A 14803-nucleotide genomic window follows, 5' to 3' on the forward strand; every position below is an offset into this window, starting at 1 on the left:
GGACTGGCTTGGTTGATCAGCAATCTTCTAAGCGCAAGAATGCAGTAGCACTGCTGATACTGTTCGTATTGGGCGGATTACTTGCTGGATCTGCAGAACTACCCTATGGCGGCTGGATTCAAATCCCCCTCCTCAGCGTGATTTGGTGGCAATTAAGAGCGCAAGAATCTGAATCGCTGAAGAAATTTTTTGTGCATGGCTTTGCTTTTGGTCTCGGCTACTTCGTAGTGGGTTTGTGGTGGCTTTACATTAGCCTGCATGATGTCGGCGGCATGAACTCGCTACTTTCTTGTATGGCTGTGTTTTTGCTTGCGGCCTATGTAGCCCTCTATTTTTCTGCTGCCAGCCTATCGATTCGTATTTTCAAAGACTCCAGTGTGCTGGGATTTTTCTTAGCATCGAGCTGGGTGATCAGCGAGTATCTGCGCGGTGAAATATTTACTGGCTTTCCTTGGATGGGGCTAGCTGAGAGTCAAGTCAATGGCCCATTTGCTTCGATTGCGCCTTATTTAGGCGGGCTGGGATGTACTTTTTTAACTGTATATACCTCCTGGCAATTACTACGATTCAAAAAAGCTTTTTTCATGAGCACAGCATCAATAGCTTTACTTACTTTGATCACCAGCCTGTCTAGTCTATGGAGTTTTACTCAGCCGACTGGCGAACACATTACGGTTCAGTTGATACAAGGAAACTTTGCGCAAAGTTTGATTTTTCGACCAGAGGGTGTGCTAAAGCAGATTCAGTTTTATGAAAACTCTATATACCAATCACGCGCGCAACTGATTGTTGCTCCTGAGACTGCATTTCCGTGGCCAGAAAATAATCTGCCAGCCCATCTCATTGAAAACTTACAGAACTTTTCTAATCAAACGGGCAGTAATTTACTTTTTGGAGTGATTGGAAGAAATCCAATCCCCAATGATGGTAGAGAATATTCGAATCGTGCTTTAGGTCTTTCACCCGAATCAAAACCTTATCGCTATGACAAAGATCATCTAGTCCCCTTTGGTGAATTCATTCCCCCTGGCTTTCGCTGGTTTGTAAATGCCTTTAGTGTTCCCTTAAGTGATTTCGCCAGAGGCGGAAATGATCAAGCTCATTTCACTATTGCTCGCAAAGACCAAGCTGCACTGCATGCCGCAATCACAATTTGCTACGAAGATGTCTTTGGTGGCGAGCTTGCAAGTCGTATCCGCAATAATTCTGAGCCTACGAATCTCTTAATCAACTTAACCAACCTTGCATGGTTTGGTAAATCTCAAGCGCCTGCCCAACAATTAAGACTATCGCAATTACGCTCTCTCGAAACGGGGTTACCTGCTCTACGAGCGACAAACACCGGCATCAGCTCCGTGTTAGGTCCTGATGGCAAAGTACTGCAATCACTTCCAGAATTTACCCAAGCAAGCTTAAGCACCCAAGTTCAAGCCTATGCTGGAAAAACACCTTTTGTTGTTTGGGGAAATTTCCCAATTTTGAGCATTTCTTGCCTCCTCTTGATCTGGGCCTTTATTCGCCATAGACGTTTTTAGTCTTTTTTAACTCTGCGGCGCCCTAGCCATGTAAAATCAATGGCTTAGCCAGGTTAAACATGCTTACTTTTCAGCAAATCATTCTCAAACTTCAGGATTATTGGGACCAACAAGGTTGTGCCCTATTACAACCCATTGACCTTGAGGTCGGCGCAGGCACATCCCATACCGCCACTTTCCTCAGAGCCATTGGTCCAGAACCCTGGAAAGCTGCCTATGTTCAGCCATCGCGCAGACCTAAAGATGGTCGTTATGGCGAGAACCCAAATCGCTTGCAACACTACTATCAATATCAAGTTGTTCTTAAGCCAGCCCCAGAAAATATTCTTGAGCTCTACTTGGGATCCCTATCTGCCCTTGGTCTTGATCTGAAAGAAAATGACATTCGCTTTGTAGAAGATGATTGGGAAAACCCAACGCTAGGTGCGTGGGGTTTGGGCTGGGAAGTTTGGCTCAATGGCATGGAAGTAACGCAATTCACCTATTTTCAGCAAGTAGGCGGCTTAGATTGCAAGCCCGTCTTAGGCGAAATCACTTATGGTATCGAGCGCCTGGCAATGTACATTCAAAATTGCTCAAACGTGTATGACCTTGTATGGGCTGAAGGCATCTCTTATGGCGATGTTTATCACCAGAATGAAGTAGAGCAGTCTTGCTATAACTTTGAGCACTCCAATACCGATCTGCTGTTTGCAAACTTCAGTAATTATGAAAGTGAAGCAAAGCGCTTGATGGAAGTACCCTTAGCATTACCTGCTTATGAGATGGTGCTGAAAGCAGCGCATACCTTCAACCTCTTGGATGCAAGGGGTGCCATCTCTGTTACGGAACGTGCTGCCTATATCGGTCGCATTCGAAATCTATCCCGCGCAGTTGCGCAAGCCTATTTTGAATCCCGAGAAAAACTTGGCTTTCCTATGTGTCAACACCAGTCTAAAGTATGAGCACCTCACATTCAAACTCTCAATCGGCTAACTTATTGATTGAAGTCTTTACAGAAGAATTGCCACCAAAATCCTTACGTCGTTTGGGCGAGGCTTTCAGTGACGGTATTTTTGCTCACCTAAAATCCGCCAATCTAACAACGGACGACTCCGCTGTTACAAGCTTTGCTACTCCGCGTCGTTTAGCAGTTCAGATTAGCCATGTGCTTAGTCAGGCAGAAGACTATCCAATAAGAGAGAAGCTGCTTCCCACCAGCATTGCTTATGACCCTGAGGGTAAAGCAACCCCTCCGCTACTTAAAAAATTAGCGGCACTTGGATATACAGATATTGATCTAGCCACTTTAGAAAAATCAGGTGAAGGTAAGAATGAGGCTCTTTACCTTAACGTGATAGCCAAGGGTGCAGCACTTGAAAAAACGGCACAAACTGCGCTTGAGCAAACACTCAGTAAATTACCGATTGCCAAAATGATGCACTACCAAGTGCAACAAAAAAATGGCGAATTAGCAGATGTTCAATTTGCTCGCCCGGCCCATAGCATGATTGCCTTGCATGGCAACACTGTTCTCAAAATACATGGTCTAGGTATTGAGGCTAACAATCAAACTGAGGGTCACCGTTTCTTAGCTCCGGGCACTCTCAGTATTAGTGCTGCAGATCAATATGAAAAAGATCTTGAAAGTAAAGCTAAGGTTATCCCAAGCTTCAATAAACGCCGCAGCCAAATTGAAGTTGCTCTTTTGAAAGCTGCTGGTGAAGATCTAGTCTTAATGCCTGATAGTCTGCTAGATGAAGTCACCGCCCTCGTTGAATGGCCAGCTATTTATGAATGCCGATTTGACCAAGAGTTCTTAGAGGTTCCTCAGGAATGCTTGATCCTCACCATGCAGACCAATCAAAAATACTTTGCCCTGATAGATAAGCAAGGTAAATTGCGCAATCGCTTTTTGATTGTCTCCAACATTGAAACGACTACACCAGAGGCTATCATCTCTGGTAATGAACGCGTTGTTCGTCCTCGCCTTTCTGATGCACGCTTTTTCTTCCAGCAAGATCAAAAACGCTCATTAGCTTCTCGGGTTGCTGATTTAGGCAAGGTGGTTTATCACAATCAGTTAGGTAATCAACTCGATCGCACTAAGCGCGTTCAAGGTATTGCTACTGGTATCGCCAAAAAAATAAGCGCTGATGAGAAGCTAGCTAGTCGCGCAGCTGAAATCGCTAAGACAGACTTACTCACCGATATGGTTGGTGAGTTCCCGGAACTCCAAGGCATCATGGGACGTTACTATGCAACGCATGATGGCGAAAATACTGATGTGGCAGCTGCTTGTAGCGAGCACTATATGCCACGCTTTGCAGGTGATGCACTTCCCCTGACACAGACTGGCACGATTCTTGCGATTGCGGATAAATTAGAAACCCTGGTTGGTATTTGGGGTGTAGGTTTAGCGCCAACTGGCGATAAAGACCCATATGCATTGCGTCGTCATGCACTAGGTATTTGCCGCTTGCTCTTAGAGAAGAATCTTGCCTTAAGCCTACCGGATATCATTGAGCTCGCACGCTCACAGTTTTCTCAGAAAGATGTGCAAGAGAAAGCCAAAGCAGCGGATATTTATGAATTCATCATCGATCGCCTACGCGCATACTTGCGCGACCAATCAGTTGCTGGGAAACCATTTACTAGCGCAGAAATTGATGCTGTTCTAAGTCAATCACCAGCTCAGATTAATGATCTGATTGAGCGCTTAAGTGCACTTCGTGAATTTAATGCTCTACCGCAGGCGGCGCAATTAGCTGCTGCCAATAAACGCATCAGCAATATTCTCAAAAAAACCACCACAGATATTGCTGCAAACTGCTCAAATAAGCTCTTGCAAATTCCAGCTGAGATTAATCTGCATCAAGCATTAGAGGCCATAACACCAGCCCTGAATGCGGCCTATGAAAAGCGCCAATTTGTAGAGCTCTTAAAAGCACTTGTCGCTTTAAGTAAGCCGATTGATCAGTTCTTTGCAGATGTGATGGTGATGGATCCCAATCCCGAGCTGCGCGATAACCGCTTGGCGCTCCTGCAACAACTTCACCAGAAAATGAATCTCGTTGCCGATCTCGGCAAACTAGCATGAGCACTAGCTCTTCGAAACTCATTATTCTCGATCGCGACGGTGTGATTAATGAAGATCGTGACGATTACGTTAAATCTGTAAATGAGTGGGTACCACTTCCCGGCAGCCTCGAGGCTATTGCCCTACTCAATCAAGCAGGCTATCAAATTGCAGTTGCGACCAACCAATCTGGATTAGCAAGAGGTTATTTTGCGATTACCGATTTGCATGCGATGCATAGCAAAATGGAAAAACTGCTGCAATCTTTGGGCGGAAGCATCGACAGCATTTTCTTTTGCCCACACACCGATGCCCATGGATGCGATTGCCGCAAGCCAGCGCCTGGCCTCATGAAAGAGATTGCCCTGCGCTATAAAAGAGCGAGTAGCAATCAACCTTTATTGGGCGTTCCTATTGTGGGCGATTCCTTGCGAGATCTTCAGGCAGGAATTGCATTGGGTGCATCACCCCATTTAGTTCTCACAGGCAAGGGGCAAAAGACGCTTGCAACAGGTGGTTTACCTGAAGGCACTCAAATTCATGCTGATTTGATGGCTTTTGCAACTACACTGCTAGAAAACCAAGTCTAGGATATTTATGGTCTTTGTTCGCTCAACCCTATTTGCCCTGTTTTTACTGATCTTCACCCCAATTTGGGCAGTGCTTTGCATGTTGGCATTTCCTTTGTTGAGTCCTGAAAATCGCTATCGCTTTATTGGACTCTGGAACAAGGTTGTGATTTGGTTACTTTGGCATCTCTGTGATATTCATTATGAAATTCGCGGCATGGAACATATGCATGCAGTACTGGATCAGCCAGTAGTGATCCTTAGCAAACACCAATCTGCCTACGAGACTATTGCTTATATTGCCTTGCTTCCCAAACAGCTTTGTTTTGTATTCAAGCGAGAATTGCTTTGGATCCCATTTTTTGGCTGGGCCTTAGCTTTACTCAAGATGATTCATATCAATCGTGCCAATAAACAAACGGCGGCTCTATCTGTCGCAAGCCAAGGACGTAAACGCCTTAGCGAAGGTAAATGGATCATGCTATTTCCAGAGGGCACTCGAACTCCAAGAGGCTCAACCAAGCCCTATCGCAAAGGTGGGGCTCGGCTAGCTAGCGCAACCGGAGCATTGGTTATTCCTATTGCTCACAATGCCGGTAGCTGCTGGCCCAAGAATAGCTTTCTAAAAAAACCCGGTACTGTGATTTTTTCAATTGGTTCGGCAATTACTTCCGAAGGCAAGTCTGGGGAGCAGTTACAACAAGAAGTTGAAGGTTGGATTGAAACTGAAATGCGCACCATTGATCCGAGCGTATATAAATAATCTACTTATACCGGCCTCATTTAAGCGGCTAAGAGCTTAGCCCACTCTATATAGCGATTAACTGAAATATCTTGAGCCCTAGCTTTGAGCTCTCCTTCGCTTAATTTCAAGCGATCAGCAAAAGCGTGAAGATTTGTGCGCAACATTTTTCTTCTCTGCGCAAAAGCTGCTGCCACTACTTGCTCCAGCACATTCCATTGAGATAGAGTCAAGTCGAAATTTTTTCTAGGAATCATCCGCACCACGGCAGAATTGACTTTAGGCGCTGGGTCAAATGCCTCGGGCGGGACTTCCAATACTAATTCCATGTGGTAGCGAGCCTGCAGCATCACAGAAAGCCTACTAAAGTCAGAACTACCGGCATGAGCAACCATTCTCTCGACGACTTCTGCTTGCAGCATAAAAACCTGCTCGTCGATATGCGCTGCCGCTGACACCAAATGAAAAAGTAGTGGTGAAGAAATGTTATAGGGCAAATTACCCACTACCTTGCATAGGCCTTTTTTTCCTGAATGATTCTGAGACCATTCAATAAAATTAAATTTGAGCGCATCACCTTCTATGACCCTTAAACCCTTGAGATTTTCTTGATTCCAATAGGCTACTAAGTCTCGATCTATCTCTAATAAATCCAGTTGGTTGAGATTACTCAGTAAAGGTCTAGTTAAAGCGCCTAAGCCAGGCCCAATCTCAATCACATGCATATCTGGGCTGGGATGAATTAAAGCTACTATGGAATAAATAATGCCTTGATCTTGTAAGAAATTCTGGCCAAATCGTTTACGCGCCCGATGCATGAATCAACTTTTTTCTTTTTGATTAATCGCCAACTGATAAGCCAACCGCAGGGCTTCCAACATAGAGCCTGACTCTGCAATACCTTTGCCGGCAATATCTAAAGCCGTGCCATGATCCACTGAAGTGCGAATAATAGGCAAACCTAATGTGACATTGACGCCACTACCAAAGGTAACGAATTTAAATGGCGCCAAACCTTGATCGTGGTACATCGCAATAAAGGCATCAACACTTTCTAAGGATGCAGGATCAAACATAGTGTCACCAGGATAAGGACCAGAAGCATCAATACCAAGTCTTTGGGCAGATTCAATTGCAGGGCCGATGACATCGATTTCTTCGCGACCCAAATAACCTGACTCACCAGCATGCGGGTTCAACCCTGCAACACGTATAACCGGACTCGAAATACTAAACTTTGTACGTAAATCATGTTGGACTATCTGGATTGTTTCAAGCACGAGCTCTTGGGTTAATGCGGCAGAGACCGCTTGCAATGGCAGATGGGTAGTCGCAAGCGCTACTCGCAAGTCTCTAGGCTCCTTCAAATTGAAGAAGCTCTTAGGAAGGGTGGCACAAAGCATCATCACCACATGCTGCGCCTTACAACGCCCTGCTAAATATTCGGTATGACCTGTAAATGGCGTGCCTGCCAAATTAATCACACTCTTTTGAATGGGTGCAGTAACCATAGCATCGAAACGCCCACTTAAGCATCCATCAATAGCCTCATTCAAAGTATTGATCACGTATTGAGCATTCTGTGGATTTAAAACGCCTTGAATAACGGGTGCTGATAATGGAACGCTCTGAATTTTTAAACGCCCAGATAAATCAATGGGGCCTTGAGAGGCTAACTTTAGCAAGTCAGCATCACCCAATAAGGTAATTGCTGCACTAGGCTGTTCGATCAAAAACTGCTGTGCGGCCGCTACAGAAACTTCGGGCCCAACACCGATTGGCTCGCCGGTGGTTGCGACTAAATTAACGTGGGTTACTGTTTGCGGAATCATCTATATTTAAGATTTTTACAGTTGCCGTGTCTCTTAATTGGCGCAACCAATCCTGATAAGCTTGCTCAAATTTTCTTTCCCGAATTGCAGCGCGAGCAAATTGCCGCTGCTTTTCAACAGTCAACTGGGCTTCGCGTCGTTCCAAGACTTGAATGAGATGCCAGCCAAATTCAGTCTTCACTGGGTTACTCACTTCGCCAATCTGCAAACGATTCATCGCTTGCTCAAACTCCGGAACCAAGTCTCCAGGCCCCATCCAACCTAGATCTCCACCATTTGGGGCAGAACCATCCTCTGAAAACTTTTTAGCCAACTCACTAAAATCTACAGTCTTTGCACGAACTTGATCACGATACCCAGCAAGACGTCGTTCTGCATCTTGATCGGTTAAACCAGCACGATTACGCAATAAGATATGTCGCGACAATGTTTGTGTAATAGGAATATTTTGCGGCGAGCTAGTTGAGACCTCCTGTGGGGCTACTTGCTGCTGTGGATTTGCGCTGACGACTGCAGCCCGACGATCCAATACTTTTAGCACATGGTATCCCGCAGGGCTTTTAACCACTCCATTGGCGACTTGGCCGCCACCAGTATTTCGAATCGCCTCATAAAATAGTTGAGGCAACCTATCGGGAGTTCGGTAACCTAAATCCTGAAACTTAATTTTAGGATTGTCTTTAGCCGCCATGGCGCCTAATTGCAAAAAATCTATGTCTCCTTTGGCATCGCGCAATAACTGCTCAGCCTTCTTTTTTGCCTCAGCCTGAGCGCCAACGCCCGCTGAAGCATCAACTGGAATAAAAATCTGTGCCACATCAATTTCTTCTGCTTCGCTTTTAGCAGCAGGGGTTGAGCGGGGCGCTCCACCACCAACAGCACGGGTTCTCTCACCAATGAAATTATCAATTTCAGCATCAGAGATTTTAATCTTCCCCTCTACTTCACGTTCACGATATCGGCTAACGATAATATCGTCACGTAACATCTGTTTATATTTCTCAAATGAGGTACCGGATGCAACTACCTTCTCTTTAAATTCTGCATAACTAAGTTTATTTTTTGCAGCAATATCACCAATAATTTTATCGAGCTCTTTGTTAGTGACAACGACACCCTCTTGCTCGGCATTTTGCAGCTGAATTTTTTCAATAATGAGGCGCTCAAGAATAATTTTACGTATTGATCCATCATCAGGCAACTTGGCGCCCTGCTTTTTAAGGGCTGTAATACGATCATCAATTTCCTTGCGAGTGACATAACCAGTATTGACGACGGCAGCTACGCCATCAATATTTCGGATTTTGCTATCCGCCAATATATTTGCTTTTGATGCGTCTTGAGCACTAGCAATCCCTCCAATAAGAGATATCCCAAAAAAAATCACCGGGTAAATAAAAGGTTTCAACCTAATTCTGCAAAGCGTCATTGATAATTCTCATATATGGATGGTGGGATGGGCTTTGAAGTTGGCATGTATCCAGGAACATTTAACTTCATAATATCAACTGGATTACTTCCGGCGCTAGCAAAGCCCCTAAATTCGATCTGGAAGAGGATTTGAGTGGTTGTGGTGGTCGATGTATTCAAGGCTTGGGAATAAGCTCCACGGAAAGTCCAGCAATCCCGCGTCCACTCCAAACCCACCAAAGTATTTAAGGTTCTGGTTGTTAAGGCATCATAACCCCAACGCCCCAAGACTGAAACTTCGCGCGTCACTGGCCATTGGCCAGAAAAATTGTATTGATCGGTAGTGGTTGCTGAAGGGGTCGCAACCTGATTATTTTGTGTCGATGCCTGGATAGGTGGCGTCCACACATTACGATAGCCAAAATTGAAGCTTCGCCCCGGAGTAGGCCGCCAACTTGCTCCAACCGTAGTTTGTACAAAGCGATTTAGTTGCGTATTGTATTGACCAAACATATCAGCGCTAAAGTTCCCCAGCAATCTAACTGACGCTGAACCCAAGGTATCAGAATAAGTTGTTGGATTGGCAATGTTGCCATTCAAGCCAACTTTCTGTCCCGTAAATTGCTGCTTTTGTGCCAGTGTCACATTAGCGCGCTCAGCACCGGAATAGGCTTCAATCATGCGACTGGTTAAACCCAATGTCGCCGCATTATAATCTGCAACACGGTCATTACCAATAAAGGTATTAGCTGTGAAAATTTGCGAAACACCGAAACCTGCATCAGCAGTATCGAAGACTGGCGTATTAGCCTGACTTTGATATGGAGTAAAAGCATAAAACGCTCTTGGCTCCATGGTCAGCAACATATCGCGTCCGAAAAAACTTTTTAACTCAGAAGCTTCCCTCTCCAACGCCAATCCTGAATCTAAACTAAAGGTTGGAATCGTAAATCCCTGCGCATTAGGAACGCTTCCTGATACATAAGGTGTGGCGTTATAAGTATTAGATTGAAAACTCACAGTGGGCGTAATGTGATAACCGGGGGTGATCTGTGGCAGGGCTAGCGACCCCTTCAATACCATTCTGTCTGCCTGGGTATAAGCGCCTGGAGGAGGCGCATTAAAGTTGCTTCCCAAAGCATAAGCAAAGCGGGTGTAGTCAGTCGATAATGTTGTTTTTGGCCCAGATGGTAGAGCCAAATACTTTCCGCTTGCATCTGATAATACTGGGCTTAATTGACTGTTATAAGCAGCAGTAATATTGGGCAATATATTGTATGGAGCCTGTACTAAATTATTGGGATCTGGTTGCAGTGTTTGAAAACTAGCTGCTTTAGCACCAACCGTCCAATTACTTAATTCACCAGTTAACTGTTTGGTAGTGCCAAGCTCTTGACGAAACTGACTGGTAACTTGCCCAGCAATACTTTGCGAAAAGTCAGTTGGATATAAACTATCAGAGACTCTAGCCATGTTTGCATATCCACTCCATGAGCCTGGCAACGGAGCACCTCCGGGCCCAACACCACCCAAAAATACCTGTCTTTGTTGCCAATCGTATTTCCAACGATTAGTACCCGTCTGTTTGTCATAAGGTAAATATTCTCCCGTTGCTATGCCTGAATATTCCCTATCCAAGAAGCGGTAAGAAGCGCCCAACATAAATCCGCGGTGATTCATTTCGCGAGGTAATAATAATAGGTCGCGATTAGGCGCGATATTGACATAATAAGGCTGAGTAATATCTAAACCATTATTTTTGCTGTAACCAACAACCGGGGCTAGCAAGCCCGAACGACGCTGACCACCTGTTGGCGCAGTAAAGTAAGGTAAATAAGCAATTGGTACGTCGAAGAAACGCATCACTCCATGTGTACCAACCATTTCTTTTTGTTCGTTGTCAATCTCCAAAGTACTTGCCGTGAAATACCAATCCATATTCTCTGGAGTACACGTAGTGTAAGTGGCCTTATCAAAAACAAAAATGTCAGTATTTTCAATTATTAATTTTTTTGCTGTGCCACTTCCACGAGTATCTCTAATCTCATAGGCAGGAGTGTCCATGGAGCCCTCGCGGGCATCAACTCTAAATTGTCCCTTAGGCCCTTTAAAGGAAGTATTGCCTTTGGATAACTCTGCATTACCAAGCAAGTCTGCAATATCAGTATCTGGGTTGTAGGTGATTTCGTCGGCTTTTAGAACGGCGCCATTACGACGCATTTGCGCGCGTCCTTTCAGATGCATGTCGCGCTCAACCACACCATCAATCACATCACTAGAAGTAAAGGTAAGTGCTTCCCCATCGGCAATTGACTTGCCTACTCGCAATTGATCATCTAGCTTGAGAACAGTCACATTTCCACGATCTGGTAAGAGCGTGAAATTTTGTGTCGCTTGTGAAACCGGGGGCAGCGCAGCAGGAGCTTGTGCTCTTGTCGGAAGCGCAACTTGAAGCAATATCGCCCCCAACATTACGCGCAGGGTGATGGCTAAAAAAAGAGGGGCGCAAAGGCCGGCGCGACGGCGATAATGACTCATGGATCCAGACCCGCCTTATTATACGAATCGACCATGACTGACGTTCGCTTATATACCCTTCGAAGCTGGCTAAAAGCCCTCCAGCCTAGCTGGCAATTAGATCTGGATACCTTAGCACCGGCCTCGGCGGATGCCAGCTTTCGGCGCTATTTTCGGGTTAAGTCGAAAAACTCAAACTTTGCCAGCCTAATCATTATGGATGCCCCTCCCCAGCACGAGCCCTTGGATGCCTTTATCAAGGTTGATTTTTTACTCTCCGAGGCAGGTCTAAATGTGCCTAAAATTTTGGAACAAAACACTGCTGAAGGCTTTCTTCTCCTAGGCGATCTTGGTAATAAAACATACCTGAGCGAACTAAGCGATAAAACAGCAAACCACCTTTATCAGGGTGCAACAGAAGCATTAGTGAAAATGCAGTTAGCAAGTAAGCCAGACGTTCTACCAAACTATGACCAAGCACTCTTGCAACGTGAATTAGATTTATTTCCAGAGTGGTATTTGAATAAACATCTTGGCATTAAATTAACAGGGCCACAACAAGGACAACTCGAGAAAATATTCGAGCTCATCCTTGAGAATAATCTTGCGCAAGCTAAGGTCTATGTACATCGCGATTATCATTCTCGCAACCTTATGGTGACTGAAGAAAATAATCCTGGCGTGTTAGATTTTCAAGATGCGGTGTATGGACCCATTACTTATGATGCCGCTTCTTTATGGCGCGATGCCTACATTGCTTGGCCAGAAGAACGAGTCATCGATTGGGTGATTAAATTTTGGGAAGAGGGTCGTAAAGCTGGCCTACCAATGCCGGATGACTTCGGGCAGTTCTATCGCGACTTTGAATGGATGGGTTTGCAACGTCATCTCAAAGTTCTTGGAATCTTTGCAAGACTCTTTCATCGTGATGGTAAAGACGGTTATCTCAAAGATATTCCTTTGGTATTGGAATATGCGATTGCCACCGCAAATCGTTATATTGAGCTAAAACCATTGGCACGGATTTTAGAATCTACGCGTACCCATAAAGAATAAGTAGCAAATCATGTCTAAGAGCAATCTTCTTCCTTGCTTTTTATTAGCCGCTGGTAGAGGCGAGCGTATGCGCCCTTTAACAGATAATTTACCTAAGCCTTTGCTCACCATTAAAAATAAATCATTGCTTGCGTGGCATCTAGAAGCACTAGCAAATGCGGGGATTGAAAAGGTGGTGATCAATCACGCATGGTTGGGTGAAAAGATTGAAGTCTCCTTAGGCGATGGGCATCAATTTGGCCTTAATATCCAATACTCACCGGAAGGCACTGCTTTAGAAACCGCGGGCGGCATAGTCAAGGCGCTACCCATCCTTCAAGCTGAAGATTATTTTTTGGTGATCAATGGGGATGTATTTAGTCCGAACTTACCAGTGAGCAAAATTTTGGGGATAGCTTCTAAGTTAAGAAATGGCTCCAACAAAATCTTAGCTCACCTCCTCCTAGTGCCAAACCCCAGTCACCATCCTGATGGTGACTTTTATCTTAAAGAGGCACAGGTAAACCCTCAGGATCCTGGAGGAGCTGAAAAGTTGACCTTTTCAGGTATTGGCATCTACCACAAAGATCTCTTTAAGGATCTAGAAATGGGTATCTCAGCTAAGCTGGCGCCCCTCCTCAAAGCTGCCATGGCGCAAAATCAAGTGTCTGGTGAAAAATATGTCGGTCCGTGGCACGATGTAGGTACGCCACAACGCTTACAAGAGCTCAACGCAGCATATGAATAAAACCGATATTTATCAGCTTCGCAGAAATGCTTTAGCAAAACATATTTTTACTAAAACCGGTGGTGGCATTGCTGTCATTGCAACTGCGCCAGAGCTCGCACGTAATCGCGATAGCGACTTTCCTTATCGTCATGACAGTGATTTTTACTATCTCACAGGATTTGAAGAGCCCGGCGCAACCTTAGTAATGAAAGTTGCTAGCAGTGGAAAAAGTTATCAACTCGAGTCACATTTATTTTGTAGGCCCAAAGATCTCGAACGAGAAATTTGGGATGGCATTCGTTTAGGACCAGAAGCTGCGCCAGAAATACTGGGCATCGAGTTTGCGCATAGTAACCAAGAGCTTGATCAAAAGCTTGGTGAGTTATTAGCAGATCATGATGCTGTTTATGTGCGATTAGCCGAAAGTGCGGAGGCAGATCGACGTATACGCCACTGGATGAAACAAGTAAGAGGGCAAGCTCGCAGTGGCATCAACCCACCATCAGAATTTCATGATATTGAGACACTGATTCATGAAATGCGCTTATTTAAAGATGTTCATGAAATCGAGATCATGCGGCGTGCTGCTGCGATCTCTGCAAGAGCACATATCCGTGCGATGCAAGCCTGTAAACCAGGGATGCGGGAGTATCAACTCGAAGCTGAATTAATTCATGAATTCCGCAACAGTGGCTCACAAAGTGTTGCCTACAACAGTATTGTTGCTGGTGGCGCCAACGCTTGCATCCTTCACTATCGCGCGAGCTCTACTGAATTACTAAGCGGTGAACTTTGTCTCATTGATGCTGGTTGCGAGTTAGATGGCTATGCATCGGATATCACGCGCACATTTCCAGTCAATGGAAAATTTACCGGCCCACAACGTGCGCTCTATGACATTACCCTTGCGGCACAAGAAGCAGCCATTGCAGTAACAAAACCGGGGAATACTTTCATGCAACCCCATGAAGCAGCACTCAAAGTGCTTACCCAAGGCTTACTCGATGAAAAACTTCTCAAACTTACAGAATTAGGTTCTTTGGAAAACGCCATTGAAACTGCCGCCTACCGCCGCTTCTATATGCATCGCACTTCCCATTGGCTGGGTATGGATGTTCATGACGTAGGTTCTTATCGCGAGTCAATGCCTAGCTCGCAAGAAGAAAAACCTTGGCGCATTCTAAAAAGTGGCATGGTCATCACCATCGAACCTGGCTTATATGTCAGACCTGCGGACGATATCGATCAAGCGTTTTGGAATATTGGCATCCGCATTGAAGATGATGCTGTCATCACTGAATCAGGTTGTGAATTGATTTCTCGTGGCGCACCAGTTAAAGCTGATGAAATCGAAGCGCTCATGAAAAATAACTAA

At 45.1% G+C, this 14803-nt stretch carries 12 protein-coding genes; 8 read left to right on the plus strand and 4 right to left on the minus strand.

Going from position 1 to position 14803, the window contains the following annotated elements; genetic code table 11:
* Positions 1-8 precede the first annotated feature (8 nt).
* Genes lnt through AOC29_RS10085 form a run of 5 tightly spaced genes read left to right on the plus strand, consistent with a single transcriptional unit; the run spans position 9 to position 5925 of the window.
* The gene (lnt, locus tag AOC29_RS10065; protein WP_215295853.1) at positions 9-1535 is read left to right on the plus strand and encodes an apolipoprotein N-acyltransferase; all 1527 of its coding nucleotides are present in this window, start codon (positions 9-11) and stop codon (positions 1533-1535) included.
* A 59-nt stretch (positions 1536-1594) separates the two neighbouring features.
* Entirely contained in the window at positions 1595-2479 is an 885-nt protein-coding gene (gene glyQ / locus AOC29_RS10070; RefSeq protein ID WP_215295854.1) for a glycine--tRNA ligase subunit alpha, read from the plus strand.
* A complete protein-coding gene (glyS, locus tag AOC29_RS10075) occupies positions 2476-4614 on the plus strand; it encodes a glycine--tRNA ligase subunit beta (protein WP_215295855.1) in 2139 nt (712 codons plus the stop codon). The genes glyQ and glyS overlap by 4 nt, the downstream gene beginning before the upstream one ends.
* Positions 4611-5183, plus strand: a complete 573-nt coding sequence (gene gmhB, locus AOC29_RS10080; protein WP_215295856.1) for a D-glycero-beta-D-manno-heptose 1,7-bisphosphate 7-phosphatase — start codon at positions 4611-4613, stop codon at positions 5181-5183. Before glyS ends, gmhB begins: the two co-directional genes overlap by 4 nt.
* A 7-nt stretch (positions 5184-5190) precedes the next feature.
* Positions 5191-5925 carry a 1-acyl-sn-glycerol-3-phosphate acyltransferase gene (locus AOC29_RS10085; RefSeq protein ID WP_215295857.1) on the plus strand — a complete coding sequence of 245 codons (735 nt, stop codon included), beginning with the start codon at positions 5191-5193 and terminating at the stop codon, positions 5923-5925.
* Positions 5926-5945: 20 nt separating this feature from the next.
* On the opposite strand, the gene rsmA is transcribed toward AOC29_RS10085, so the two are convergent.
* The 4 genes from rsmA to AOC29_RS10105 form a co-directional block, all read right to left on the minus strand.
* The gene (gene rsmA, locus AOC29_RS10090) at positions 5946-6722 is read right to left on the minus strand and encodes a 16S rRNA (adenine(1518)-N(6)/adenine(1519)-N(6))-dimethyltransferase RsmA (RefSeq protein WP_215295858.1); all 777 of its coding nucleotides are present in this window, start codon (positions 6720-6722) and stop codon (positions 5946-5948) included.
* A gap of 3 nt (positions 6723-6725) precedes the next feature.
* A complete protein-coding gene (gene pdxA / locus AOC29_RS10095) occupies positions 6726-7736 on the minus strand; it encodes a 4-hydroxythreonine-4-phosphate dehydrogenase PdxA (protein ID WP_215295859.1) in 1011 nt (336 codons plus the stop codon).
* Complete coding sequence (locus AOC29_RS10100) at positions 7708-9054, minus strand: peptidylprolyl isomerase (RefSeq protein ID WP_251369993.1); 1347 nt, start codon at positions 9052-9054, stop codon at positions 7708-7710. The genes pdxA and AOC29_RS10100 overlap by 29 nt, the downstream gene beginning before the upstream one ends.
* A 107-nt stretch (positions 9055-9161) precedes the next feature.
* Positions 9162-11684 (minus strand): LPS-assembly protein LptD, encoded by a 2523-nt coding sequence (locus AOC29_RS10105; RefSeq protein WP_215295861.1) that lies wholly within the window; start codon positions 11682-11684, stop codon positions 9162-9164.
* A 33-nt stretch (positions 11685-11717) separates the two neighbouring features.
* On the opposite strand from AOC29_RS10105, the gene AOC29_RS10110 reads away from it, so the two are divergent.
* The 3 genes from AOC29_RS10110 to AOC29_RS10120 are packed head-to-tail and all read left to right on the plus strand — an operon-like array spanning position 11718 to position 14803.
* Positions 11718-12719, plus strand: coding sequence for an aminoglycoside phosphotransferase family protein (locus AOC29_RS10110; protein WP_215295862.1), 1002 nt, complete (start codon positions 11718-11720; stop codon positions 12717-12719).
* Positions 12720-12729: 10 nt separating this feature from the next.
* Positions 12730-13446 carry an N-acetylmuramate alpha-1-phosphate uridylyltransferase MurU gene (gene murU / locus AOC29_RS10115; protein ID WP_215295863.1) on the plus strand — a complete coding sequence of 239 codons (717 nt, stop codon included), beginning with the start codon at positions 12730-12732 and terminating at the stop codon, positions 13444-13446.
* Entirely contained in the window at positions 13439-14803 is a 1365-nt protein-coding gene (locus AOC29_RS10120; RefSeq protein ID WP_215295864.1) for an aminopeptidase P N-terminal domain-containing protein, read from the plus strand. The genes murU and AOC29_RS10120 overlap by 8 nt, the downstream gene beginning before the upstream one ends.

Origin of the sequence: Polynucleobacter sp. JS-JIR-5-A7 (assembly GCF_018687935.1) — a bacterium.
GTDB lineage: Bacteria > Pseudomonadota > Gammaproteobacteria > Burkholderiales > Burkholderiaceae > Polynucleobacter.

Bases quoted from the DNA above. Each gene is read 5' to 3' on its own strand.
- AOC29_RS10085 (WP_215295857.1), top strand. From the start codon at position 5,191: ATGGTCTTTGTTCGCTCAACCCTATTTGCCCTGTTTTTACTGATCTTC.
- AOC29_RS10110 (WP_215295862.1), top strand. From the start codon at position 11,718: ATGACTGACGTTCGCTTATATACCCTTCGAAGCTGGCTAAAAGCCCTC.
- murU (WP_215295863.1), top strand. From the start codon at position 12,730: ATGTCTAAGAGCAATCTTCTTCCTTGCTTTTTATTAGCCGCTGGTAGA.
- AOC29_RS10120 (WP_215295864.1), top strand. From the start codon at position 13,439: ATGAATAAAACCGATATTTATCAGCTTCGCAGAAATGCTTTAGCAAAA.
- glyQ (WP_215295854.1), top strand. From the start codon at position 1,595: ATGCTTACTTTTCAGCAAATCATTCTCAAACTTCAGGATTATTGGGAC.
- pdxA (WP_215295859.1), bottom strand. From the start codon at position 7,736: ATGATTCCGCAAACAGTAACCCACGTTAATTTAGTCGCAACCACCGGC.
- glyS (WP_215295855.1), top strand. From the start codon at position 2,476: ATGAGCACCTCACATTCAAACTCTCAATCGGCTAACTTATTGATTGAA.
- gmhB (WP_215295856.1), top strand. From the start codon at position 4,611: ATGAGCACTAGCTCTTCGAAACTCATTATTCTCGATCGCGACGGTGTG.
- AOC29_RS10105 (WP_215295861.1), bottom strand. From the start codon at position 11,684: ATGAGTCATTATCGCCGTCGCGCCGGCCTTTGCGCCCCTCTTTTTTTA.
- rsmA (WP_215295858.1), bottom strand. From the start codon at position 6,722: ATGCATCGGGCGCGTAAACGATTTGGCCAGAATTTCTTACAAGATCAA.